Annotated in this window: 27 protein-coding genes; 5 read left to right on the plus strand and 22 right to left on the minus strand. The window is 73.0% G+C overall.

The genetic code is table 11. The annotated features are described in order from the left end of the window. Positions 1–171 precede the first annotated feature (171 nt). The 5 genes from AC3YNX_RS12550 to csrA are packed head-to-tail and all read left to right on the plus strand — an operon-like array spanning position 172 to position 3,708. Positions 172–675, plus strand: a complete 504-nt coding sequence (locus AC3YNX_RS12550; RefSeq protein ID WP_127783044.1) for a flagellar protein FlgN — start codon at positions 172–174, stop codon at positions 673–675. Then, complete coding sequence (gene flgK, locus AC3YNX_RS12555; RefSeq protein ID WP_489995662.1) at positions 672–2,027, plus strand: flagellar hook-associated protein FlgK; 1,356 nt, start codon at positions 672–674, stop codon at positions 2,025–2,027. Before AC3YNX_RS12550 ends, flgK begins: the two co-directional genes overlap by 4 nt. A gap of 2 nt (positions 2,028–2,029) precedes the next feature. Continuing rightward, positions 2,030–2,908, plus strand: coding sequence for a flagellar hook-associated protein FlgL (gene flgL, locus AC3YNX_RS12560; RefSeq protein WP_489995663.1), 879 nt, complete (start codon positions 2,030–2,032; stop codon positions 2,906–2,908). 14 nt (positions 2,909–2,922) lie between these two features. Beyond that, positions 2,923–3,402: a flagellar assembly protein FliW gene (gene fliW / locus AC3YNX_RS12565; RefSeq protein WP_489995940.1), complete on the plus strand. Its 480-nt coding sequence runs from the start codon at positions 2,923–2,925 to the stop codon at positions 3,400–3,402. Between the two features lie 48 nt (positions 3,403–3,450). Then, a complete protein-coding gene (gene csrA, locus AC3YNX_RS12570; protein WP_127783040.1) occupies positions 3,451–3,708 on the plus strand; it encodes a carbon storage regulator CsrA in 258 nt (85 codons plus the stop codon). Positions 3,709–3,883: 175 nt separating this feature from the next. Here csrA and AC3YNX_RS12575 read toward each other — a convergent pair whose 3' ends face one another. From AC3YNX_RS12575 to fliG, 22 genes are all read right to left on the minus strand, one after another. Continuing rightward, positions 3,884–4,102, minus strand: coding sequence for a hypothetical protein (locus AC3YNX_RS12575; RefSeq protein ID WP_127783039.1), 219 nt, complete (start codon positions 4,100–4,102; stop codon positions 3,884–3,886). A gap of 57 nt (positions 4,103–4,159) precedes the next feature. After that, positions 4,160–5,437 (minus strand): hypothetical protein, encoded by a 1,278-nt coding sequence (locus AC3YNX_RS12580; protein ID WP_489995664.1) that lies wholly within the window; start codon positions 5,435–5,437, stop codon positions 4,160–4,162. A gap of 1 nt (position 5,438) precedes the next feature. Further along, positions 5,439–7,493 (minus strand): flagellar biosynthesis protein FlhA, encoded by a 2,055-nt coding sequence (gene flhA, locus AC3YNX_RS12585; protein WP_127783037.1) that lies wholly within the window; start codon positions 7,491–7,493, stop codon positions 5,439–5,441. 173 nt (positions 7,494–7,666) lie between these two features. Then, positions 7,667–8,761, minus strand: coding sequence for an EscU/YscU/HrcU family type III secretion system export apparatus switch protein (locus tag AC3YNX_RS12590; RefSeq protein WP_127783036.1), 1,095 nt, complete (start codon positions 8,759–8,761; stop codon positions 7,667–7,669). After that, a complete protein-coding gene (locus AC3YNX_RS12595) occupies positions 8,761–9,522 on the minus strand; it encodes a flagellar biosynthetic protein FliR (RefSeq protein WP_489983114.1) in 762 nt (253 codons plus the stop codon). The genes AC3YNX_RS12590 and AC3YNX_RS12595 overlap by 1 nt, the downstream gene beginning before the upstream one ends. 29 nt (positions 9,523–9,551) lie before the next feature. Further along, on the minus strand, positions 9,552–9,821 hold the full coding sequence (locus tag AC3YNX_RS12600; RefSeq protein ID WP_127783034.1) for a flagellar biosynthetic protein FliQ: 270 nt from the start codon (positions 9,819–9,821) through the stop codon (positions 9,552–9,554). Between the two features lie 59 nt (positions 9,822–9,880). Continuing rightward, on the minus strand, positions 9,881–10,777 hold the full coding sequence (gene fliP / locus AC3YNX_RS12605) for a flagellar type III secretion system pore protein FliP (protein WP_489995665.1): 897 nt from the start codon (positions 10,775–10,777) through the stop codon (positions 9,881–9,883). Next, entirely contained in the window at positions 10,774–11,250 is a 477-nt protein-coding gene (locus tag AC3YNX_RS12610) for a FliO/MopB family protein (RefSeq protein WP_489995666.1), read from the minus strand. Before AC3YNX_RS12610 ends, fliP begins: the two co-directional genes overlap by 4 nt. Continuing rightward, positions 11,247–12,035, minus strand: a complete 789-nt coding sequence (fliN, locus tag AC3YNX_RS12615) for a flagellar motor switch protein FliN (protein ID WP_127783032.1) — start codon at positions 12,033–12,035, stop codon at positions 11,247–11,249. The genes AC3YNX_RS12610 and fliN overlap by 4 nt, the downstream gene beginning before the upstream one ends. Continuing rightward, complete coding sequence (locus tag AC3YNX_RS12620; RefSeq protein WP_127783031.1) at positions 12,032–12,946, minus strand: flagellar motor switch protein FliM; 915 nt, start codon at positions 12,944–12,946, stop codon at positions 12,032–12,034. The genes fliN and AC3YNX_RS12620 overlap by 4 nt, the downstream gene beginning before the upstream one ends. 159 nt (positions 12,947–13,105) lie before the next feature. Continuing rightward, positions 13,106–13,606 carry a flagellar basal body-associated FliL family protein gene (locus AC3YNX_RS12625; RefSeq protein ID WP_489995667.1) on the minus strand — a complete coding sequence of 167 codons (501 nt, stop codon included), beginning with the start codon at positions 13,604–13,606 and terminating at the stop codon, positions 13,106–13,108. 67 nt (positions 13,607–13,673) lie between these two features. Continuing rightward, positions 13,674–14,612 carry an OmpA/MotB family protein gene (locus tag AC3YNX_RS12630; protein ID WP_127783029.1) on the minus strand — a complete coding sequence of 313 codons (939 nt, stop codon included), beginning with the start codon at positions 14,610–14,612 and terminating at the stop codon, positions 13,674–13,676. Then, a complete protein-coding gene (locus tag AC3YNX_RS12635) occupies positions 14,612–15,406 on the minus strand; it encodes a motility protein A (protein ID WP_127783028.1) in 795 nt (264 codons plus the stop codon). The genes AC3YNX_RS12630 and AC3YNX_RS12635 overlap by 1 nt, the downstream gene beginning before the upstream one ends. Continuing rightward, positions 15,406–15,720 (minus strand): flagellar FlbD family protein, encoded by a 315-nt coding sequence (locus AC3YNX_RS12640; protein WP_127783027.1) that lies wholly within the window; start codon positions 15,718–15,720, stop codon positions 15,406–15,408. The genes AC3YNX_RS12635 and AC3YNX_RS12640 overlap by 1 nt, the downstream gene beginning before the upstream one ends. 135 nt (positions 15,721–15,855) lie before the next feature. Further along, entirely contained in the window at positions 15,856–16,644 is a 789-nt protein-coding gene (locus tag AC3YNX_RS12645; RefSeq protein ID WP_127783026.1) for a flagellar hook-basal body complex protein, read from the minus strand. A 44-nt stretch (positions 16,645–16,688) separates the two neighbouring features. Then, on the minus strand, positions 16,689–17,153 hold the full coding sequence (locus AC3YNX_RS12650) for a flagellar hook assembly protein FlgD (RefSeq protein ID WP_206518153.1): 465 nt from the start codon (positions 17,151–17,153) through the stop codon (positions 16,689–16,691). 40 nt (positions 17,154–17,193) lie between these two features. Continuing rightward, a complete protein-coding gene (locus tag AC3YNX_RS12655; RefSeq protein ID WP_489995668.1) occupies positions 17,194–18,402 on the minus strand; it encodes a flagellar hook-length control protein FliK in 1,209 nt (402 codons plus the stop codon). Beyond that, positions 18,402–19,478, minus strand: coding sequence for an NlpC/P60 family protein (locus AC3YNX_RS12660; protein ID WP_489995669.1), 1,077 nt, complete (start codon positions 19,476–19,478; stop codon positions 18,402–18,404). Before AC3YNX_RS12660 ends, AC3YNX_RS12655 begins: the two co-directional genes overlap by 1 nt. Next, positions 19,475–19,909 carry a flagellar FliJ family protein gene (locus tag AC3YNX_RS12665; RefSeq protein ID WP_489995670.1) on the minus strand — a complete coding sequence of 145 codons (435 nt, stop codon included), beginning with the start codon at positions 19,907–19,909 and terminating at the stop codon, positions 19,475–19,477. The genes AC3YNX_RS12660 and AC3YNX_RS12665 overlap by 4 nt, the downstream gene beginning before the upstream one ends. Continuing rightward, entirely contained in the window at positions 19,906–21,267 is a 1,362-nt protein-coding gene (locus AC3YNX_RS12670) for a FliI/YscN family ATPase (RefSeq protein ID WP_489995671.1), read from the minus strand. Before AC3YNX_RS12670 ends, AC3YNX_RS12665 begins: the two co-directional genes overlap by 4 nt. Next, positions 21,264–21,905, minus strand: a complete 642-nt coding sequence (locus AC3YNX_RS12675; protein ID WP_489995672.1) for a FliH/SctL family protein — start codon at positions 21,903–21,905, stop codon at positions 21,264–21,266. The genes AC3YNX_RS12670 and AC3YNX_RS12675 overlap by 4 nt, the downstream gene beginning before the upstream one ends. Next, on the minus strand, positions 21,898–23,007 hold the full coding sequence (gene fliG, locus AC3YNX_RS12680) for a flagellar motor switch protein FliG (protein WP_206518151.1): 1,110 nt from the start codon (positions 23,005–23,007) through the stop codon (positions 21,898–21,900). The genes AC3YNX_RS12675 and fliG overlap by 8 nt, the downstream gene beginning before the upstream one ends.

Consider the following 23,007-nt stretch of genomic DNA (forward strand, 5'->3'; position numbering starts at 1 on the left):
CGACAGCAGCCCAATCGGCCGCTGCCCCAACAACATGAGGTCACCCCGGCGCCGCGGCACGCCTGGGCGGGGACGTCGGCGGTGTGATGGGGTGAGGGCAGAGACGTCCACGGGCTCAGGTCCCGCTGCCGACGGCCGATCAGACAGGCAAGTCGGAGGATTGGGTTGATCATGGTTCAGACGAAGGAAGCAGCGGGCTACTCCGCCGTGTCGACGGTGCTGTGGCGCGAGCGGGAGGCCCTGCAGCACGTGCAGTTCAAGCTGGTCCAGCAGCAGCTGATCCTGCAGTCGGGCCAGACCCGGATGCTGGACTCGGCCACCGAGGAGCTGGAGTCCGCGCTGGACCAGCTGCGCTGCACCGAGGTGCTGCGGGCCATCGAGAGCGAGGTGATCGCCGCCGACCTGGAGGTCGACGAGCTGCCCACCCTGGCCGAGCTCGCCGCCGAGGCGCCGGAGCCGTGGGCCACCGTGCTCACCGAGCACCGCAGCGCGCTGCGGGCGCTGACCGACGAGGTGGACACCACCACCCGGACCAACCGTGAGCTGCTCACCGCCGGCGCGAGCACGGTGCGGGAGTCGCTGCAGCAGCTCACCGGCAGCCTGGACACCTACGACCACCGCGGCGGTGCCGAAGCCACCGGTCGCGCACCGGTGCTGATGGACCAGCAGGCATGAGCAGCACCTTCGCCGGCATCAGCACAGCCATGTCGGGCCTCGCGGCGCAGCGCTACGCCCTGGACGTGACGGGGCAGAACATCAACAACGCCGGCGTCGCGGGGTACACCCGCCAGCGGGCGGACCTGGCGTCGGTGGGCCCGGTGGCGGGCGTGCCCAGCATGTACTCGACGCCGCACGCCGCGACCGGAGTGACCATCGCCGGCACCAGCCGGCTCAACGACCCCGTGGTGGACGCCAGGGCCCGGGTGGAGCACGGCCAGAACGGCTACCTGCAGACCAGTGCCGGCACGCTGTCCAGCGTGGAGGGCCTGTTCCTCGAGCCCAGCGACACCGGGCTGTCGGAGGAGCTCAACGGGTTCTGGAAGTCCTGGACCGAGGTGGCCAACCACCCGGGCAACTTGGACGCCCGCAACGTGGTGCTGGTCAAGGCGGCCGAGCTCGCCGCATCGATCACCGCCACCGCCGGTGCGCTGCAGCGGCTGACCGAGGGTGTCGGTACCCAGCTGGCCGAGGCGGCCGGCAAGGTCGACACCGCGGCCACCGCGCTGGCCGAGGTGAACCGGGCCCTCACCCTGGCCACGGCGACCGGCTCCAGCACCAACGCGCTGGCTGACCAGCGCGACTCCCTGCTGATGACGCTGGCCGACCTGACCGGGGCGCAGTCCACCATCACGCGCGACGGCAGCGCCACCGTGGTGCTCGGCGGGCGCACGCTGGTCTCCGGTGGCACCGCGGCCACCGTGGCGGCCGGCCCCGGCGGTGGGCTCACCGTGGGCGGCGAGGCCCCCGCCGGCCGGGTCGGCGGCGTGCTCGGCAGCCTGTCGGACGCCCTCGCCACGGTGCTGCCCGGCTACGCCGCCCGACTGGACACCGTGGCCGCCGGGCTGGCGGAGAGCGTCAACGCGGTGCAGACCAGCGGATACACCCTGGCCGGCGCGGCCGGCACCGCCCTGTTCACCGGCACCACCGCCGCCACGCTGCGGGTGGCGGTGACCGACCCGGCCGACCTGGCTGCCTCGGCCAGCCCCGGCGGCAACCTCGACGGCTCCCTGGCCGGGCGGATGGCGGCGCTGGGCACCGCCCCCTCCGGCGCCGACGCCCGCTACCGGCAGCTGGTGAGCACCCTCGGCTCCGAGGTGCAGGCCACCAGCCGCCAGGCCGCGGTGCAGCAGGCGCTGACCACCAGCGTCGACGACCTCGCCCAGGCGGCCTCCGGGGTCAGCCTGGACGAGGAGACCGCCAACCTGCTCACCTACCAGCGGGCCTACCAGGCCGCCTCCCGCGTGCTCAGCACGGTGGACGAGATGCTGGACACGCTCATCAGCCGCACCGGAAGGGTGGGCCTGTAACCATGCGAGTCACCGAGCAGTCCTCGGCCCGGGCCACCCTGGCCGGGCTGCAGTCCACCGCCTCGCGGCTGCAGGACGTGCAGGCGCGGCTGTCGTCAGGCCGCCAGATCACCAAGCCGTCGGACTCCCCGTCGGGCACCGCCACCGCCCTGCAGCTGCGCTCGGAGCTGCGCCGCACCGAGCAGCACCAGAGCAGCGCCACCGACGCGCTCGGGTGGCTGACCACGGTCGACTCCACCCTGAGCGCGGTGGGCAACCAGGTGCAGCAGGTGCGCACCCTGGTGCTGCAGGGCCTCAACACCGGCAGCGCCGACGCTACGTCCAACGAGGCGCTCGCCCAGCAGGTGGACCAGGCCCGGACGGCGCTGCTGTCGCTGGCCAACGCCACCCACCAGGGCCGCCCCGTCTTCGGTGGCACCACCGCCGGGCCGGTGGCCTTCGACCGCAGCGGGGCCTACGTCGGCGACGCCGGCACGGTGCAGCGCACGGTGGGCCCCAACAACGAAGTCACCGTCAGCGGCTCCGGGACCGCGGCGTTCGGCAGCCCGGGCAACACCGTCTTCGACGTGCTCACCGACATCGCGGCCAAGCTGCGCAGCAACCCCGCCGCGCTGGGCCCGGAGCTGTCCAGGTTGGACAGCGCCCGGCAGGCCGTCACCGGCCAGCAGGCGCTGGCCGGGTCGCGCTACCAGAGCGTCCAGTCGGTGCAGACGGCGACGCTGGTGCAGACCACCCAGCTGAAGACCCAGCTGTCCGAGCTGCAGGACATCGACCTGGCGGAGACCGTGATCGCGCTGACCACTGCGGACACCGCCTACCAGGCAGCCCTGGCCACCACGGCCAAGATCCGTCAGATCTCCCTGCTGGACTACTTGAGGTGACTGTGTTGACTGAGGTGACTGTGCTGGCCGGCCCGACTGTGCTGGACGGCCCGACTGTGCTGGACGGGCCGGCGGTGACGGCCAGCGGCGCCCCCGCCGCCGCACTGCCCCGCACGGTGCGGCTGGCCGAGCCCATCCCGGGCTTTCCCGACCACCACGAGTTCACCCTGGACCCGGTGGACGAGGGTGGCGTGCTCTACGCGCTGCGCTCGGCGCGCACCCCGTCGCTGCGATTCATCCTCGCCGACCCGGCCACGTTCTTCCCGGACTACTCCCCGGCGATCAGCGCCGCTGACCTCGGCTGCCTCGGCGTGGCCGACGACGAGGAGGTGTCGGTGCTGGTGATCGTCACCCTCACCGACCGGCTGGACGACGCCACCGCCAACCTGCTCGCACCGGTGGTCATCGCCCCCCGCCTGGGCACCGGGGTGCAGCTGGTGCTGCGCGACACGTCGCTGTCGCTGCGCGTCCCGCTGCTGGCGTCCGCACGATAGCGTGGGCGTCGCCGAGACCGGCTCACCCACAACGCCTGGAGCAACACCGTGCTGATCCTCACTCGCCGTGCCGGCGAGAGCATCATGATCGGGGACGACATCGTCATCACGGTGTCGGAGGTCCGTGGCGACGCGGTGCGGGTGGGCATCGAGGCCCCTCGGGCGGTGCAGGTGCACCGCGAGGAGGTCTACCGGGAGCTGCAGCAGGCCAACGCCCAGGCCGTGACCACCAGCGACGACGCCCTGGCTGCGCTGCGCACGGCGCTCGATCCAGCCGGCAGCAAGCCGGACCCCGCGACCGACTAGACGAGTCGGCCAGGGCAGCACCGGCTCCGACCCCTGCTGGGCGCCGAGCGCCATCCACTGCTTTCGCTTCTCGATGGAGCCCTTCCCTCGGCTGGTACGAGCGACGTAGACGTCGTACAGCCACGCAAGGGTGGCCTGGTCCGTGACCACCCGGGCGTCATCGCGCTGACCGGGCTCAGCGGGCCACCGGTCCGCGCCCCGCGGCGCCGGCCGGTGCTGGCTGTGGAGGTGCAGTGACGGCGCGCAGCGCGGCCACCATCAGCGCCGCCACCGGCACGGCGACCAGGAAGCGGACTCCGGCGGTGGTCGGGCTCATCGACTCCACGACGAACGCCGACCACAGCGCGGGCACGCTCATCACCAGGGCGAGCAGCAGGACGGACCAACGAAACATCGGGTACCTCTCGGTCGATCAGGAACGGGCGGCGGCGGAGCCGGGGCAGGGGCCAGCTCAGGTGCTTGCCCGACGAGCACCGGTGCGCAACAGGGCGAACAGCAGCCCCGCCCAGGCGGTCGCGTCGGCAGGGCGCCCGTCCAGCAGCGCCACGGGCAGGTCCAGGTCCCACACGGTGGCGGGGCTGGTGCTGCGCCGCGAGGAGTGCACGCAGAGCGCGTCGACGCCGAGCGGGCGCAGCCGGGCGCGGGTGTCCTCGGTCTTGCTGGTGGCGTCCACCACCGCCCACACCACGGTCGGGTGCAGCGCCTGCAGCATCGCCGGGCCCCAGGGGTCCTCGCCGTGCTCAGGCCCACCGTCGGTGCCCAGCACCAGCACGGCGGGGGTGGTGGCGGTGGTCAGCTCCGCGCGCAGGGCGGTCGCCTCGGCCGGGGTGCTCATCACCGGGGTGCCGGGGTGGGCCAGCACCGGGTCGCCGGGGTGCCCGGCCACCCGGATGCCGGCGGGGTCCAGCCGCAGCGTGGCCGCCACGGCGTGCGCGGTGCGCAGGCTGGGGGCGAGATCGCCCACCAGCACCAGCAGCTCGCCGGCACCGCAGGGCGGCAGCGGGGGTGGAGGCAGCTCGTCCAGGATGTCGGCCAGCGCCTGGAAGACGTTGTCGGTGCCGGCGGCGGGGCCGGTGAGCACGGGGACGCCGAGGTCGCGCAGCTGCACCAGCATCTCCATCCGCCGCCGGGTGGCCGCGCCGCCACCGACGCTGGGCGCCGCCGGTGAGCGGGGGAGGTCCAGCAGCCCGGCGTCCGGCACATCGTCGGGACCGTCGCTGGTGTGGCCGCGGTCGTTGACGGAGCCGGTGCCGTTGGGGGAGCTGCTGCCGCCGACGAGGTTCTGCAGCACCTGGGCGAAGTCGAGCTCGTGCGGGGTGCCGTTGAGCGTGCTCTCCCGGTGGTCGGTGGAGCCCAGCAGGTCCAGCAGGGCGTCGTCGACGTGCCAGCCGTCCTCCGAGGCGGACAGCGTCCGGCCGTCGCTCGAGGTGTCCACGTGGTCCAGCCGGTCAGCGTCCGCCACCAGCGCCGCGACCGGGTCCAGCTCGGCCGGCTCCAGCTCTGCGGCCGGGTCCACCTCGGCCGGGGCGGGTGGCGCGGCCTGCACCCGGTAGGTGAGGCGGAAGGACTCGCGGGCGAAGAAGCCGGCCACGCCGCCACGGCGCACCCGCTCGTGGCTGAGCACGCTGATGTCGCCGTGGCGCTCCCGCAGCTGCTCCACCAGGCGGCGCACGTCGCTGCCCTCGGCAGTCAGCACCCCGGTGGTGTCTGCCGTCTCGGCGTCGCTCATGTCAGACACCGACCGTGCGGCCGTCGGCCACCACGCCCACGGTGTCCACGGCCACCGCGTTGTGGGAGATCTCCGAGTACGACATCACCGGCAGGTCGGGCACCGTGCTGGCGATCAACCGGCGCAGCGGCAGCCGGATCTGCGGTGCGCAGGCCAGCACCGGGCGGTAGCCGTGCTCCAGGGCCTGCTGGTGCATCCGGGCCACGCCCTCCAGCACGCCCTCGAGCAGGTCCGGGGTGGGCAGCAGCTGCACCCCGGTCTCGCTGGGCCGCAACGACTCCAGCAGGCCCTGCTGCATGGACGGCTCGAGGGTCAGCACGCTGAGGCGCCCGTCGGTCAGGTGGGCCGCGGTGATGGCTGGGGCTAGGGCCAGGCGCGCAGCCTCCACCAGCCGGTCGGGGTCGGTGCCGGTCTTCGCGGCCAGCGAGAGCGCCTCGAAGATGCGCACCAGGTCGCGGATGGGCACCCCCTCGTCGAGCAGCGCCCGCAGCACCCGCTGCACCTCGCCCAGGCTCAGCAGGGCGGGGGTGAGGTCCTCCACCACCACTGGGTGGCTGCGCTTGAGGGCCTGGGTGAGCGCGGCGGTGTCCTCGCGACCCAGCAGCTGGCTGGCGTGGGTGCGCACGATCTCGGACAGGTGCGTGATGATCACCGACGACTGGTCCACCACGGTGGCTCCGAGCATCTCCGCCTGGCCACGCAGGCTGGTGTGGATCCACTTGCCGGTGAGCCCGAACACCGGCTCCTGGCCCACCACGCCGGGCAGGTTGTCCAGGTTGTCGCCGATGGCCAGGGCGGTGCCGGCCGGCGCGGCGCCGCGGGCGACCTCCACGCCGTTGACGCTGATGGCGTAGGTGGAGGCGGGCAGGTCCAGGTTGTCGCGGGTGCGCACCGGCGGCATCACCAGGCCCAGCTCCAGCGCGAGCTTGCGGCGCAGGGCGCGCACCCGGTCGAGCAGGTCGGCGCCGGCGCCGTCCACCAGGGAGATCATGTCCGGGGCCAGCGCCAGCTCCAGCGGGTCGACCGCCAGGTCGTCCAGCAGCGCGTTGGTGCTGTCCGGGGCGGGGCCGGTGGCGGTGGCGGCCTCGAGCATCGCCGCCTCGGCCGCCTCCTGCTTGGTGGTCGCGCCCAGGCGCTGGGCCAGGAACAGCAGCAGCCCGCCCACGGCGATGAACGGCAGCTTGGGCAGGCCCGGCACCAGGCACAGCGCGATCGCGGCGCCACCGGCGATCTGCAGCGCGCGCTGGTGCCGGCCCAGCTGGGCGGCGACCACCGTGCCCAGGTCGTCGGAGTCGCTGGAGCGGGTGACGATGAGGCCGGTGGCCACCGACAGCAGCAGCGCCGGGATTTGGGAGACCAGGCCGTCACCCACGGAGAGCAGGCTGTACTTGCTGACCGCCTCGCCCACGGGCATCCCGTGCGAGACCACCCCGATGGCGATGCCGCCGATGAGGTTGATCAGGGTGATCAGGATGGCCGCGATGGCGTCGCCCTTGACGAACTTGGAGGCGCCGTCCATCGAGCCGTAGAAGTCGGCCTCGGAGGAGACCTCGGCGCGCCGCTCACGGGCCTGCTTCTCGTCGATCAGGCCGGAGTTGAGGTCGGCGTCGATGGCCATCTGCTTGCCGGGCATGGCGTCCAGGGTGAACCGCGCGCCCACCTCGGCCACCCGCCCGGCGCCGTTGGTGATGACCACGAACTGCACCACCAGCAGGATGGTGAAGATCATCAGCCCGATGATCAGCGAGCCGCCGATGACGAAGTGGCCGAAGGCGCCGATGACCTCACCGGCGTAGCCGTCGGTGAGCACCAGGCGGGTGGCGGAGATGTTCAGCGCGAGCCGGAAGAGCGTGGCGATGAGCAGCAGCGAGGGGAAGCTGGAGAAGTCCAGCGGCCGCTTGACGTACATGCTCACCAGCACGATGAGCACGGCCAGGGTGATGTTGAAGGCGATCAGCAGGTCCAGCACCATGGCGGGCACCGGCACCACCATCATCATGATGACGGAGACGATGCCGATGGGCACCGCCAGCTTGCTCAGCGACTTGGGATTCACGACACCTACTGCTCAGACGCGACGAGGAAGCGGCGAGGTGTCGCTGCTCCGGGGGCATGGCTCGGGGAACACTGCTGGTGCATCCCGGTCCCTGGGCTGCATCGACTCACCGTCCTGGCACTGGTTCTGTTCGGCAGCTGTCACCAGAACCTGAGTGCGGCAACGAAGTTGGATCAGTGTGCGACGGCGGGCAGCTGGTGGGTGCCGGCCACCGAACCTCGCCGGCGCAGCCGCATCACGAAGGCCAGCACGGTCGCCACGCCCTGGTACAGGTCGGCGGGGATCTCGTGGCCGATCTCGCAGGTGGCGTGCAGGCTGCGGGCCAGCGCCACGTCGCGCACCATCGGGATGCGGTGCTCGGCGGCCACCTCGCGGATGCGCGCGGCGGTGAAGTCCGCGCCCTTGGCGATCACCCGGGGCGCGCCGCGGGCGGGGTCGTAGCGCAGCGCCACGGCGAGGTGGGTGGGGTTGAGCACGATGACGTCGGCGGTGGGCAGGTCGGCCATCATCCGGTTGCGGCTCATGGCCAGCGCGCGCGAGCGGCGAGCGCCCTTCTGCACCGGGTCGCCCTCGGAGGTCTTGTGCTCCTGCTTCACCTCCTGCTTGGTCATCTTCAGCTGCTTGCTGGTGCGCCGGCGCACCACGATCACGTCCGCGATCGCCATCACCACCCCGGCCACCGCGCCGTAGCGCACCAGCCGCATGGCGGAGTCCACGGTGGTGTCCAGCACGCTGGTCAGGGGGAGCGTGCCGGCGCTCATCAGCGCCGGCACCAGGTCGCGCACCGACAGGTAGGTGATGCCGCACAGCACCCCGAGCTTGAGCATCGACTTGACCAGCTGCCACAGCCCCTGGGGGCCGAACATCCGCTTGACCCCGCTGAAGGGGTTGAGCCGCGACACCTTGGGCTTCCACAGCTTGGGCGCCAGGTAGATCCCGGCCTGCGAGCCCGAGGCCAGCACCGAGGTCAGCATCACCACCGCCGCCAGCGGCACGGTGGCCATCGCCGCCTCCAGCATGGTGTCGCGCGCCAGCTGCAGCGCCCGGCTGGTGTCCGGGGTGGTGATGAGCGCTCCGACCTGGACCATGGTGGCCCGGCACAGGCTCATCAGCGAGCTGCACACCATCGGGATGACGAAGCTGGCGGCGGCCAGGCTGAGCCAGGAGCCCAGCTCCGGGCTGTGCGCGATCTGGCCGTCCTTGCGGGCCTTCTTCTTCTTCTGCGGGGTGGCCTGCTCGGTCTTCTCACCCGCCGGCTTGCCCGCCATCAGCCGATCACCGCCGAGATCATCCGGCTGGCGGTGTCGGCCATAGTGGTGATCACCCCGGGCAGCGTGGTGAGCACCAGTCCCACCAGCCCGAGGGTGAGGCCGATCTTCAGCGGGAAGCTCACCGAGAAGATGTTCAGGTGCGGGGAGATCCGGCTGAGCAGGCCCAGCGCCACGTCGGCGATGAACAGCACCGCGATCATCGGGGCGGCGATCTGCAGCGCGGCGATGAACATGTCGGTCATGGCGGTGACCAGGGTGGCGCCGAGGTCGGACAGCGACAGGGTGGCGTCCAGCGGCAGCGCGGTGAAGGTGCGCAGGAAGCCGGTGATGATCACCAGGTGCGCGTTGCTGGCGAAGATCAGCACCGTGGTGAGCAGCGCGAACAGCCGCCCGAACACGGCGTTGGTGTTGGCCATCAGCGGGTCGTAGGCCGCGGCCAGGGAGAACCCCCCGAACAGGTCGATCATCGACCCCGCCGCCTCGACGGCGGTGAACAGCAGCCGGGTGAGGAACCCCAGCGCGGCGCCGATCAGCAGCTGCTGCACGGCACTGCCCACCAGCGGCCCGATCTCCGCGGCGGGCACGTTCTGCCGGGCGGTGCCCACCACCACCAGCGACAGCACCCCAGCCAGCATCATCCGCACGGTGCGCGGCACGCCCGCGGTGGCCAGCGGTGGGGCGATCATCAGCCACGCGCCGATGCGGATCGAGGCCAGCAGCACCGCGAGCAGGCTCGCGGTGTCCAGCTGCACGCTCATCGCACGTCCACGGGTGGGCTCGCCCTCGCTCAGCTGGTCAGGGAGGGGATCTGGGTGAACAGCTGCTCGGTGAAGGTGATCATCGTGTGCATCATCCAGCTGCCGGAGACCAGCAGCGCCACCCCGACGCCGATCACCTTGGGCACGAAGGACAGCGTGAACTCCTGGATCTGCGTCGCCGACTGGAACATCGAGATGGCGAAGCCGATGACCAGGGCGGTGAGCAGCACCGGCGCAGCCAGCTGGAAGCCGATCAGCATGGCCTGCAGTCCCAGGTGGACGATCGCGGTGTCGGTCATGGCGGGTACCTCGAGTCAGGGGTGGTTCGGCTGGGCACGGACGGGCGTGTGCTGGGGGATCAGCCGGTGTTGTAGCTGGTGACCAGGGAGTTGATGATCAGCCCCCAGCCGTCGGCGAGCACGAACAGCAGGATCTTGAACGGCAGGGACACCGTGACCGGCGGGAGCATCATCATTCCCAGCGACATGAGCGAGGACGACACGACCATGTCGATGATGAGGAACGGGATGAAGATGACGAAGCCGATGATCATCGCCGCCCGCAGCTCGGAGAGCACGAACGCCGGGATGAGCGTGGTCAGCTCCACGGCCTCCGGGCTGGGCGGGTTGGGCAGCTTGGCCGCCCGCAGCATCATCGCGATCTCCTCGGTGCGGGTGTGGGCGAGCATGAACTCCCGCAGCGGCTTGATGCCGTCGTCGAACGCGTCGGACTGCGTCTTGCTGCCGTCGAGGTAGGGCTGCAGCCCCTCGGAGTTCACCAGCTTCAGCACCGGCGTCATGATGAACAGGCTGAGGAACAACGAGAGCCCGGCGAGCACCTGGTTGGGCGGAACAGTGTTGAGCCCCAACGCATTTCGGGTGAGGCCGAGGACGACGAAGATCTTGGTGAAGCTGGTCATCAGCAGCAGGATCGACGGCGCCACCGACAGCACCGTGAGCAGCAGCAGGATGCTCACCGAGGTGCTGGGGGAGGGGTTGACGTCCACGGTCACCGACCCGGTGGGCGCATCGGGCGCCGTGGGTGGGGCCGGCGGGGTGGGCTCGGTCTGCTGGGGCAGCGGCTGGGCCACCGCGGCGGCCACCACCAGCGTCGCTCCTGGCGGGCTCGCCCCTGGCTGGGCCGAGGCGGCAGCGGCGTGCGGGGCGGCGGGGGCGGCCAGCAGCAGGAACAGCCCGGCGAGCAGGGCCAGCACCGTGGTGCGCACCACCGGCCGGCCGGCCGGGCGGGTGCTCACCGGCGCGCCGTGAGGTCGCGGACGGCGTCCACCGCCTGGCGCCAGGTGCGGGGGGAGAGCACGGAGCCGTCCAGGCGACCCGGCGCGGTGGCGCTCTTCGTCAGCGTCACCGGCTCCGGCGCGGGCTCGGCGAGCGCGTCGGCGGTGGAGCCGGGGTCAGTGCTGGAGGTGCGGCGCAGCCGCCGCTCGCGCGGTGCTGGCGGCGTGGACAGCACGGTCTGCACCTGGTCCAGGTCGACCTCGGTGAGCAGGCGGATGCCCTGCTCGGTCACGCCGAGCACCAGGGCCTGGTCGAGCACCTTCACCACGGCCACCGAGGAGGTGCGGCTGAGCTGCTGGCGGGCCAGCACGGTCAGCACCTGGCCCGCACCGGCGCCGAGCGGCTTGCGGGCCCACTTGGCCAGGCCCCACATCACGAAGATCACGACGACCAGGGCGAGGATCATCCGGCCGACGAGCTCGACGGTGCTCACGCGGGTGCGGAGACCATCTCGTCACCGACCACGATCTCGGTGATCCGCAGACCGAAGTTCTCGTCCACCACCACCACCTCGCCACGGGCGATGAGGTGCCCGTTGACCAGCAGGTCGGCCGGGGCGCCCGCCGCCCGGTCCAGCTCCACCACGGCGCCGTCGGTGAGGGTGAGCAGCTCGTTCACCGTCATGCGGGTGGCACCGATCTGGGCGGTGACCTCCATGTGCACGTCGCGCAGCAGGTCCAGGCCCCGCCGGATCTGCTGGGCACCCATGCCACCGGGGGCCGCGGCGGTGGCACGGGCCTCCTCCAGCGTCGGGTAGAGCGGCGTGGTGGGGGCCACCGCGGGCGCCGCCGACGCGGCGACCGCCAGGCCGACCACGGCGCGCACCACGCCCTGGTGCAGCAGCGGCACCACCGCGGCACCGGGCTTGCTGAGCAGGGCGTCCAGCGCGGGGCGCACGTCGAGCACCTGGCCGGGCCCGGTCTGCACGGTGCCCACGGTGCCGGCGGCGGCAGCCAGGGCGGGAGCCAGCGCCGAGCCCAGGTCGAGCGAGCCCAGCGCGGAGCCCTGCAGCGCCTCGCTCACCGCACGCTCCACGGCCACCACCACCTCGCCGCCGGTGCCGCCGGTGAAGCGGGCGGTGACCGCCACCCCGTCGAAGTCCAGCGCAGCGGTGTGGGTGACCGGCTCGCCCAGGGTGAGGGGTTCGGCGATGGGCAGCGCGGCGATGGCGGCGAGCGCGGCCTGGCGGACGGCGTCGGCCGGGGACGGGGTGGTCATGGTGTCTGCTCCAGGGGGGTGCCGATGACGAGGCCGGCGAGGCGGGTGCCCTGCCGTCCGGCGAGGGCGTGGGCGAAGGTGACGCCGCCGGCGTCGACCGTCAGCGGGGTGCTCACCGGGTGGTTGAGGCTGATGACCGAGCCGGGCACCAGGGCGATGACCTCCTGCGGGGTCAGCTGCAGGGGGCGGAAGGCCACCGAGACGTCCACCGGCACGTTGCCCATGGCTGAGCGCACCTGCCGCGCCGCCCGCTCCCGCGAGCTGCGCTCGGCGGCCGACTGGGGTGCGCCCTCCGCGCCGACCTGCAGCCGCGGCTGCAGCGAGGCGAAGGGCACGCAGAGGGTGGCGACGCAGACCTGGTTGCCCACCCGCATCTCGAAGGAGGCCACCACCACGGTGTCGGCGGCGGGCACCGGCTGGATGAACTGCGGGTGGTACTCGAGGGTGCGCAGCGTCGGCGTCATGCCCACCGTGGGCTCGGTGGCGTAGGCGAGCACGGCGAGGATCTGGTCCAGCAGCGTGCGCAGCACCGTCACCTCGATGTCGGTGAGCTGGCGGGTGGGCTGCTCACCGCCCGCGCCGCCGAGCATGTAGTCCAGGCACCCCAGCGCCGTGGGCACCGACATCTCGAAGATCGCCGTGCCCTGCAGCGGGGCGATGTCCAGCACCGCCATCAGGGTGGTCGGCTCCAGCCCGGCCGCGTACTCCTCGTAGGTCTGGTGCTCGATGGCCACCAGGTTGACCGTGCTCAGCTGGCGCAGGCCGCTGGTGAGCAGCGTGCCCAGCCGGCGACCGAAGGTCTCGTAGCTCAGCTGCAGGCCACGCATGTACTCCCGGGGCAGCTTGGCGGGCCTGCGGAAGTCGTACGGGACCGCGCCGGCGGGGGCCGTGCGGCGCAGCAGCCGCGCCACGGGCGCGGCTGTACCGGTCGAAGTGGGTGCCACATGGTTACTCTTCGACCGCGCTCGGCCGAACCTGAGGCGGCCTCCGACGATGGGCGTCGAGCGAGGTCCGCTCGGGGCCAAGGGTTTTCACGGATGGGGTTTGCACGGACACCCCCGGCGCGGGCATCACTGCATGACGAACTCCGTGTAGTACAGGTCCATGATCTGGTCGGGGTAGGCCTGCTGGAGCTTGCCCAGCAGCGCCGTCTTGGCCTCGGTGCGCGCGGCCTCGGTGCTCAGGCTGGCCATCGGCCGGTTGCTGAGCTCGCTGATCACCAGCTGCGCGGCCTTGCTGGTGTCCATCGCCTCGTCCGCGCCCAGCACGGTCTGCAAGGCGATCTTCACCCGCAGGAAGTGCCCGTCGGCCAGGTTCAGGGTGGTGGTCTCCATGGCCACCACCGGCCCGGGCTCCGGGGGCCCTTCCTCGCCGGCGGGGGCGAGGAAGAAGTAGCCGGCGGCGGCGAGCAGGAGCACCACCACCGCGATCACGATGATCTTCTTGCGGCCGGCGCCGGCCTTGGCCGGAGCGTCGGTGGCGTCACCGGAGCGGCGCTTGGCCCCGGCGGCGACAGCGCCGGACGGGGCGCTGCTCGCCGCTCGAGTGGTGGGGGCGGTGTCGACGGGCATGGGGCTCACTCCTGGTTCCGGCGTCGGGTGGCGGGGCGGGCAAGGGGCGGGGACGGCGGTGGGCGCCTCATCCGCCGGGACCCGACGGGCTGGCGAGGGCACCGCGCTCGGCCAGCGGCAGCTGGGAGACGACCACGATGTCCACCCGGCGGTTGCGGGTGACCGAGGCCGGGTCGCTGGCCGGCACCAGGGGGCGCTGGTCGGAGAACCCGGCGGCGCTGAGCCGGCCGGAGCTGATGCGGCCGACGCTGGTCAGGTAGCGGACCACCGCGGAGGCGCGGGCCGAGGAGAGCTCCCAGCCGCTGGGGTAGGGGTCGGTGCCCACGTTCTGCTGGTTGGTGTGCCCGTCCACCTGGATCAGGTTGGTGGCCCGCTGCAGCGGCGGGATGACGGCGTCCAGGATGCGCGGTCCGTCCACCCCCAGCACGGCGCTGTTGCCGGGGAACACCAAGGAGTCGGTGACGATGGTGACGGCCAGCCCGCGCTCGTTGATCGTGTACTCGGCGCTGCCGGCCAGGCCCCGCTCGGCCAGCGACCGGTTGATCTCCTCCTCGATGCGCAGGAACTCCTCCAGCTCGCGGCGGGCGGCGTCGCTGGTGCCGGCCGGCGCCGGTTGCGCGCGCTGGGCGGTGGCTTGGGCAGCAGCGCGGGCCGCGTCCTGGGCCGCCTGGTCGATGGGGGCCAGCGTGGGTGCGGCAGGGGCGATGTTCTGCGGTGCGGGCGGCAGCGGAGGACTCAGCTGTCCCCCGCTGACCAGTCCGGAGCCGCTGTCGGTCAGCCCTGGGGTGGGCCCGGAGCTGAACGCGCCGGCCAGGCTGGTCTTGAGCTCCTCGTACTTGGAAGTGTTCACCGACCCCATGGCGTAGAGCACGATGAACAGCACCAGCAGCAGGGTGACCATGTCGGCGTAGGTCACCATCCAGCGCTCGCTGCCGTCCTCGGCGTGCTCCTCGTGCGAGCGCCCGCGGTGGCTGCGGGCGCTGTGTCCGCCACGTCCCGCGGCCATCAGGCGGCCTTGTCCTGGGTCTTCCCGCCGGCGTCCTTGGTGCCGTCAGCGGCCAGCGGCACCAGGCTGGCCAGCCGCTGCTCCACCAGGCGCGGCGAGGCCCCGGCCTGGATGGCGAGGATGCCCTCGATGACCACCTCCATGTGGTCGCACTCCACCTGGCTCAGCCGCTTGAGCCGGTTGCCGATGGGCAACCAGAACACGTTGGCCGACATGACGCCCCACAGGGTGGCGACGAAGGCGCCGGCGATGGCGGTGCCCAGCTTGTCGGGGGAGGCGAGCTGGCCCAGCACGTGCAGCAGGCCCAGCACGGTGCCGATGATGCCGATGGTGGGGGCGTAGCCGCCCATGTCGTTGAAGAGCTTGGCCGCAGCGGCGTCGGCCGCCCGCTTGGTGTCCACCTCGGCGGAGAGGATCACCGCCACGTCGTCGGCGTCGGTGCCGTCGATGGCCATCTGCAGCCCGCGACGCAGGAAGTCGTCCTCGATGCTGCGGGCCTCGTCCTCCAGCGCCAGCATGCCCTCGCGGCGGGCCCGGCCGGCCAGGTGGACCAGCGTCTCCACCGCCTCGGACGGGTCGGGGGCGGTGGCCGTCGCGGCGCGCTTGAGCTGGCTGGGCAGGGCCTTGACGTCCCGCTTGATGCCGCCGGCCATTGCCACGCCGAACGTGCCGACGAACACCAGGATCATCGGCGGCAGCAGGAACATGTCGGTGATGTGGCCGCCCTCGAGGATGACCGAGGCGACCACAGCGACCAGCGCGAGACCCATGCCGATGAGCAGGGAGGGGTCCATCACGTGTCCTGAGGGCGGATCGGCACCACCTGGCTGCGCGCACCGGGGCTGCTGGCGATCCCCCGCACGGGCGGGACCGGCTGCTCGGCCGGTTGGCTGGCCTGCATGGCCAGCAGCTCGGCGTCGGCGAGGATGCGGGTGCGGTGCTCCTGGATGAGCAGGGTGAGCTCGTCGAGGGACTCCAGGATGACGTACTTGTTTCCGCCGACCAGCGTCACGACCGTGTCGGGCGTGGCCTCGGCACGTTCGATGAGGTCGGGGTTCAGGGCGAAGACGGCGCCACCCAACCGACGTAGCTGTATCAACGGATCCATCCAGGTGCTCGTCGGGACCCATCCGTGGATCCCTGTCGGGTGTTTGATCGGCCGGTCGGGGGACTTCCTGAGCCCCTGCGCCCGCGCTGGTGGACGGATCACCAGCGCGGGCGCCCAGGGCGCGGAGGCGGGGCGCTACTTGATGTTGATGAGGCTCTGCAGCACCTCGTCGGAGGTGGTGATGACGCGGGAGTTCGCCTGGAACCCGCGCTGGGAGATGATCAGGTTGGTCAGCTCGCTGGCCAGGTCCACGTTGGACATCTCCAGGTACCCCGAGGTCATGCTGCCGCGCCCGCCCTCGCCGGGGTTGCCGATCTGCGGCGCACCGGAGTTGATGCTGGTCTGGAACTGGGTCTCGCCCACCTTGACCAGGCCCGCCGGGTTGGCGAACGTGGCCAGCGCGATGGTGGCGATCGGCACGGTGGCGCCGGTGGCGTCCACCGCGTTGACCACACCGGCGGGGGAGATGCTCCAGGAGGTGTAGCCGCCGTTGATGTTGATCGGCCCGCCCGTGGTGCTCTGCAGCACCGCACCGTCCGGGCTGACCAGGTTGCCCTCGGCGTCGGGGGAGAACGACCCGGCGCGGCTGTAGGTCTCCTGGCCGCCCTTGGTGAGCACGAAGAAGCCGTCCCCGTTGATGCGCAGGTCGCTGGTGCGGCCGGTGAACTGGTTGGACCCCTCGGTGAAGCTGGTCTGGGTGGCGGCGAGCTGCACGCCCAGGCCCACCTGCTTGGCGTTGGTGCCGCCGGTGGCGGCGCCGGGTGCACCGGCCCCGGCGACGGTCTGGCTCAGGGTGTCCTCGAACACCGTGGACGAGCTCTTGAAGCCGGTGGTGTTGACGTTGGCGATGTTGTTCGACGTGACGTCGAGCATCTGCTGGTGGGCACGGAGCCCGGAGATGCCGGTGAACAGTGAGCGGATCATGGGGGCTCCTGAGGGTGGGGTTCGAGCTGGGTGGTGGTGCCGAGCTACGGCGTGGGGGCTGCGGTGTCGAGAACCTGCTGGACGCTGGCCAGCTCGACGTCGCTGCCGCCGATGCGCAGGGTGGGGGTAGGGGTGGAGATGGTGGCCGCGGAGACGTAGCCGGTGGCCACCGAGCCGTCGAGGGCGGTGTAGGACACGGTGCGGCCCACCAGCGTGCTGGCGGTCTGGGCCCGCTGGGCGGCCAGCATGTCGGTGTTGGCCTGCGTGCTCTTCTCCATGGCCTGCACCTGGGTGAGGGTGGCCGTCTGGTTCATGAACGCGGCGGTGTCCATCGGCTTGCTGGGGTCCTGGTACTTCAGCTGAGCCACCAGCAGCTGCATGAACGCCTGGTTGCTCAGCTGCGTCTTGTCCGTGGCGGTGGCAGCGGAGGTGGAGGTGGCGCCGGTGGTGGACGGCGGGGCCGTCATCGGCGTGGTGGCCGGCGGGGTGGCGGAGAGGGGAGCGGTCATCGGGTCTCCTGCTCGGGGGTGGTCGCTCGGGGTGTGGGGGTCACAGCAGTCGGTCCAGGGCGGTGGTAGAGCTGCGGAGCACTGGCGTGTCCGGCTCGGGGGCGGCGGCGGCTGCCGGCCCGGGCCGCCGGTCAGCCGGGCGGGAGGCGTGCTGCTCCTCCCGCTCCTGGTGGTGGGCGGTGCCGGGGTCGGTGAGGTCGAGGCTGAGCGTCACCTGCGCCAGCCCGGCGGCGCGCAGCTCCTGGCGCAGCTCGGGCAGCGCGGCGCGCAGGGCGTCCAGCGTGGCGTCGCTTCCGCTGGCCAGCGCGACGGTGAGGGCGCCGTCCACCATCCGGACGTGCACGTTCACCTGGCCCAGCTCGGCGGGGTGCAGGGCGAGCTCCAGCTGGTGGCTGCCCTCCCCGCGGCTGCGAACCCCGAGCAGGGCGGTGGCCACCTGGTGGTGCACCGGCTCCGGGGGTGCGGCAGGCGGCGCGCTCACCACGGGAGTGGTCGGCGGGGTCGGTGCCGGCGCGAGCAGGGGAGCAGCCACCTGCGGCGCACCGGCGGCGGGCAGGGCGACGTCGGGTGCGGGGACCATGCTGGCCGGGGCGGGCGGCACCGGCACTGCCGGGTCGGTCGGCAGGAGGGAACCGGCCGGCAACAGGGCAGCGGTGAGCAGCGCAGACTCGGCCTCGGCGACGGGGGTGAACCCGGGCGGAAGCGCGACGCCAGTGGTCGGGGCAGCAATCGCGGGGCTGGCCGGGTGCTGCGGCGCCGTGGCGGGTGCGTGACCGTCCGACTGGGCCGGTGCGACTGCGACTGCGGTGCCCGGCACAGGGTTGCCCGCCGCGGCGGTGGCCGGATCCTGCGCGACGAACGGCACCAGGCCGGCCACCAGCGCCGGCAGGGGCAGGGGCAGGGGCAGCACGGCGCTGGCGGTGAGCGCACCCACCAGGCCAGCACCCCCCGCCAGGCCAGCATCCGGTATCAGCGCAGGGAGTGCCGCCCCACCGTCCACTGTGGTCGTGGCGTCCTGGTCACCCAGCTCGGCCAGGAGGCTGCCGAGCACCGGGAGCGTCTCGTGGCCCGTCGATGCCGGAACACCGCCGGACACCGCAACGGTGAGGGTGCCGGGCGGAGGTCCGCCCAGCGGCACGGCGCCGAGCAGCGCGGCGAAGGCGTCGCCCGAGGTCGGGTCAGGGGTGGGCGCGGCGGGCGTCCCTGCCCCGGACTGGGTAAAGGGTGCGCCGGCGAGGGTGATGGCCATCAGACGGACCTGCCCATCAGCCCGGTGATCTTGGCGACGTAGTTCTGCGTCTCCCGGTAGGGCGGCACCCCGCCGTACTGCTTCACCGCGCCGGGGCCGGCGTTGTACGCGGCCAGCGACAGCGGGATGGAGCCCTGGTAGTCCCGCAGGTAGCCCGACAGCAGCCGGGCCGCGCCGTCCACCGCTTGGGCGGGAACCAGCGGATCCACACCCAGGCCGCGGGCGGTGGCCGGCATGATCTGCATCAGCCCGGAGGCCCCCGCGGGGCTCAGCGCGGCGGCGTTGCCACCCGACTCGGTCTGGGCCACCGCGGCCAGCAGTCCGCTGGGCAGGCCGTGCCGGGCCTCGGCCTGGCTGAACAGCGTGGCGTACCGGGCCACCCCGGACGTTGCTGCGGAGGTGGTGGTCACCGCTGCGGCGGCCACGCTCTGCACCGCCGGTGCGTCGGTGACGACCCGGCGGATGGCCACCGGGGTGGTGTAGACCGACTGGATCTTCACGTTCTCCCCGGGCTGGGGGGCGGCGATCATCTGGTTGTTGCCCACGTAGATGGCGATGTGGTCCACCGGCTGGCCGAAGGCGAGCAGGTCGCCCGGCTTGGCCTGGGCCAGGCTCGCCACCGCGGTGCCGGACTTGGCCTGGTCGGCCGCCACCCGCGGCAGGGTGACGCCCAGGTCGCCGTAGGCGCGCTGCACCAGCCCGGAGCAGTCCAGCCCGGTGGCGCTGGTGCCGCCCCACACGTAGGGCACGCCCAGGTACTTCTTGGCCGCAGCCACCGCGGCGTCGCCGGTGACGCCACCACCGCTGCGGCTGGTGTCCGACGCGGCGCTGGCCAGCTGCACGGAGAACGACTCCGCGGTGCTGGTGCCCTGGGCCGCGCTGGGAACCTGAGCAGCGAGGAACTGGGCCCGGGGCCCGCTGGCGGTCGCGGCTGCGGAGGTGCCCAGCGCGGCGGTGCCCAGCGTGGTGGTGGCCGACCGCGCGCTCGCGGATCGGGTGCCGCTGAGCGAGCTCAGGGTGGACTCGAGCTGGGAGATGCGGGCCAGCACCGTGGACACGCCGCTGATGGCGGTCATCGGGTCGCCTCCTGGCGCGCGGTGTGCCGGCTGATGCCGATCTCGTCCAGCTCCTGCTGCGCCGCGGTGAGCGCCGCCCGGGTGCTGGCAGCCGCGTCCCGCTCGTGCATCTTCTCCACGGTGCGCCGGGCACGGGCAGCGGCGGTCAGCTCGGTCTCGGCGCAGCCCACCCGGTCCTGGGCGGTGAGCAACCGGTGCCGGGCAGCCGACAGCGTCGCCGCCGCAGCCTGTCGGGCGGCGGCAGAGGCGTGGAACGCTCGCACCGACTCGCTGTCCGGCTGGGTCAGCGCGTCCACCCGGCCTGCCTCACGAGCCAGGCGCTGGGCGGCGAGGGTGGCGGTGCGCCGGGCGTCGGCGAGGTTCTGCACGGCCACGTCCTCCTCGGCCTGGCGGGCGCGGATCATGGTGCCCAGCCAGCGGCGCCCGCTCATGCCGCGTCTCCGGTCGCTGCGGCCCCGGTGCTGGCCAGCACGCCGGCCAGCTGCGACCACGCGGCGTCGTAGCCGGCGGGTTCGTCGATGCGCTGCTGCAGGAAGGACTCCAGCTGCGGCCACACCTGCAGGGCGCGGTCGGCGCGGGGGTTGGTGCCGCCCACGTAGGCGCCGATCTCCACCAGCTCCTTCACGTCGCGCTGGGCCGCCATCAGCTGGCGAGCGGTGCGGGCGAGGTCCTGCTGCTCCCGGCTGGTGACCGCCGTGGTCACCCGCGACACCGACTCGAGCACGTCGATGCTGGGGAAGTGCCCGGCGGTGGCCAGCCGGCGGTCGAGCGCGATGTGTCCGTCCAGGATGGACCGGGCGGTGTCGGCGATCGGCTCGTTGTGGTCGTCGCCGTCCACCAGCACGGTGTACAGACCGGTGATGGTGCCGTGCTCGCCGCCGCCGGCGCGCTCCAGCAGCTGCGGCATCAGGGCGAACACCGACGGCGGGTAGCCGCGGGAGGCCGGGGGCTCGCCGACGGACAGGCCGATCTCTCGCTGGGCGGTGGCCAGCCGGGTGATGGAGTCCATCATCAGCAGCACGTCGGCGCCGGTGTCGCGGTACCACTCCGCGATGCGGGTGGCCACGAACGCCGCGCGCAGCCGCACCATCGGGGGCTGGTCGGAGGTGGCGACGACGACGATCGCGTTGCGCAGGCCCTCGGCGCCGAGGACGTCGTCGAGGAACTCCCGCACCTCCCGGCCGCGCTCGCCGATCAGCGCCACCACGGTGATCTCGGCGGTGGTGCCGCGGGTGATCATGGACAGCAGGCTGGACTTGCCCACCCCGGAGCCGGCGAAGATGCCCACCCGCTGGCCACGGCCGACGGTGATGAGGCTGTCGATGGCACGCACCCCCACGGGCAGCGCCTGGTCCACCCGCCGGCGCGACATGGCCGCCGGCGGCGCCATCTCCACCGACACCCGCTCCATGCCGCCGGGCAGCGCGGAGCCGTCCAGCGGTCGACCCAGACCGTCGAGCACCCGGCCGCGCAGCTCCTCGCCCACCGCCACTTGCAGGGGGCCACCGGTGTGCGAGACCTGGTCGCCGTTGCCGATGCCGGCCATCGGGCCCAGCGGCAGGCAGGTGCACTCCGCGCCGCTCACCGACACCACCTCGGCCAGCACGGCGGACTCGCCGGTGCCGATGCGCAGCAGGTCCCCGATGCGGCCGGGCAGACCGGCCACGGTGACGGACAGCCCGACCACCCGGCAGACGTAGCCGTAGCGGCGGGGGCCGGCCAGGGCCAGCAGCTCGTCCAGGCCGCGACGGGTGCGCTCGGGCAGCAGCGTGGGTACCGGGGTGCTCATCGGGCCAGGTGCTCCTGCAGCCGGGCCACCCCGGCGGACAGCCGGGCGTCGAGAGAGGTCGCGCCGCAGCGGGCGAGGGCGTCACCGGGCGCCACAGCGGCGTCGGCGGTGAGGGTGATCTCCCGGCCCGCCGCACCCGCCACCGCGGCGAGCACCTCGGCGCCGCCGACTCCGCTGAGCTGGGCATGGTCGCGGGGGTGCAGCCGCACGCTCACCGGCTCACCCTCCGGCGCCAGGGCCAGCACCCGGGCCAGGGCGGCCGGGCCGGACACGGCGGGCTGCGCCAGCTCACGGCCGAGCAGCGCCTGGGCCAGCTCGAGCGCCACGGCCAGCACGGTGTCCTCGATCTGCGTCAACGCGGGGGCCGCGACGGCCTCCAGCTGGTCGGCGGCCACGGCGAGCGCAGCCACCGCCGAGGCGAGGGAGTCGCTGCGCTCGGCGGCGTGGCGGAGCTCCGCGGCCCGGGCGGCGGCCAGCGCGTCGGCGCTGGCCCGGCGGGCCTCGGCCAGTCCCTGGGCCCAGCCCCGGGCGTAGCCCACCGCCTCGGCGGCGCTGCGGGCGTCGGCGACGAGGCGCTCCGGGATGGCCGAGGGACCGGCCAGCGCGAACGCCGGCCGGGCGGCCAGGGTGTCAGGCAACGTACTCGTCCTCGCCGCCACGACGGACGACGATCTGGCCGGACTCCTCCAGCTGGCGGATCACCCGGACCACGTCGGCCTGGGCCTCCTCCACGCTGGCCACCCGCACCGGGCCGAGCAGCTCGATCTCCTCGGCCAGGGTCTCCGCGGCGCGCTCGGACATGTTCGCCATCACCTTGGTGTGCACCGGGATCGGCATGCCCTTGAGCGCCACGGCGAGGGTGCTGGCCTCCACCTGGCGCAACACCAGCTGCACCGCCCGGTCCTCCAGGGTGAGCAGGTCCTCGAACATGAACATCCGGCTGCGGATCTCCTCGGCGAGCTCGGGGTCGCGTGCCTCCAGGCCCTCCATGATCAGCTTCTCGGTACCCGGGTCGGCCCGGTTGATGATGTCCACCAGCGGCTGCAGCCCGCCCACCGAGGACTGGTCGGCGGAGGGGGCACCCAGCTGGGTGACCATCCGTCGCTCCAGGCTCGCCTCGATCTGCCGGATCACGTCGGGAGAGGTGCGGTCCATGGTGGCGATGCGGTGGGCGACGTCGGCCTGCAGGTCGGCGCCGAGGCCGGCCAGCACGCGCGAGGCCAGCGGCGCCGGCAGGTGGGCCAGCACCAGGGCGGTGGTCTGCGGGTGCTCGTCGGTGATGAAGTTCAGCACCTGGCGGGCGTCGGTGTCGTGCAGGAACTTGAACGGCTGCTCGACCATGGTGGCCGACAGCCGGTCCATGATGGCCGACGCGCGCTGCTCGCCGACCGCAGCCACCAGCATCTCCCGGGCCTGGTCGGCCCCGCCCTGCACCACGGCGCGGCCCGACTCCATCATCAGGCCGAACTCGTCGAGCACCGCGCGGGAGATGTCCGGGGAGACGTCCCCGGCGCGGGTGAGCTCGGCGGAGAGCTCCTCCAGCTCGGTGTCGCGCAGCTGCGCCATCACCTTCGCCGAGGTCTCCCGGTCGAGCTGGAGCATGAGGATGGCGGCCTTGCGGCGGCCCGGCATGCCCAGCAGCGGGTCGGGGGCGGTGTCGGTGGCGCGCTTGCCCATCGGCACGCCCGGCGCGATCGGGGTGACCGTGGCCAGCTGCGGGTCGGCGAGAGCAGTAGTCAT

This window comes from Rhodococcus sp. Z13_19A, assembly GCF_058133575.1.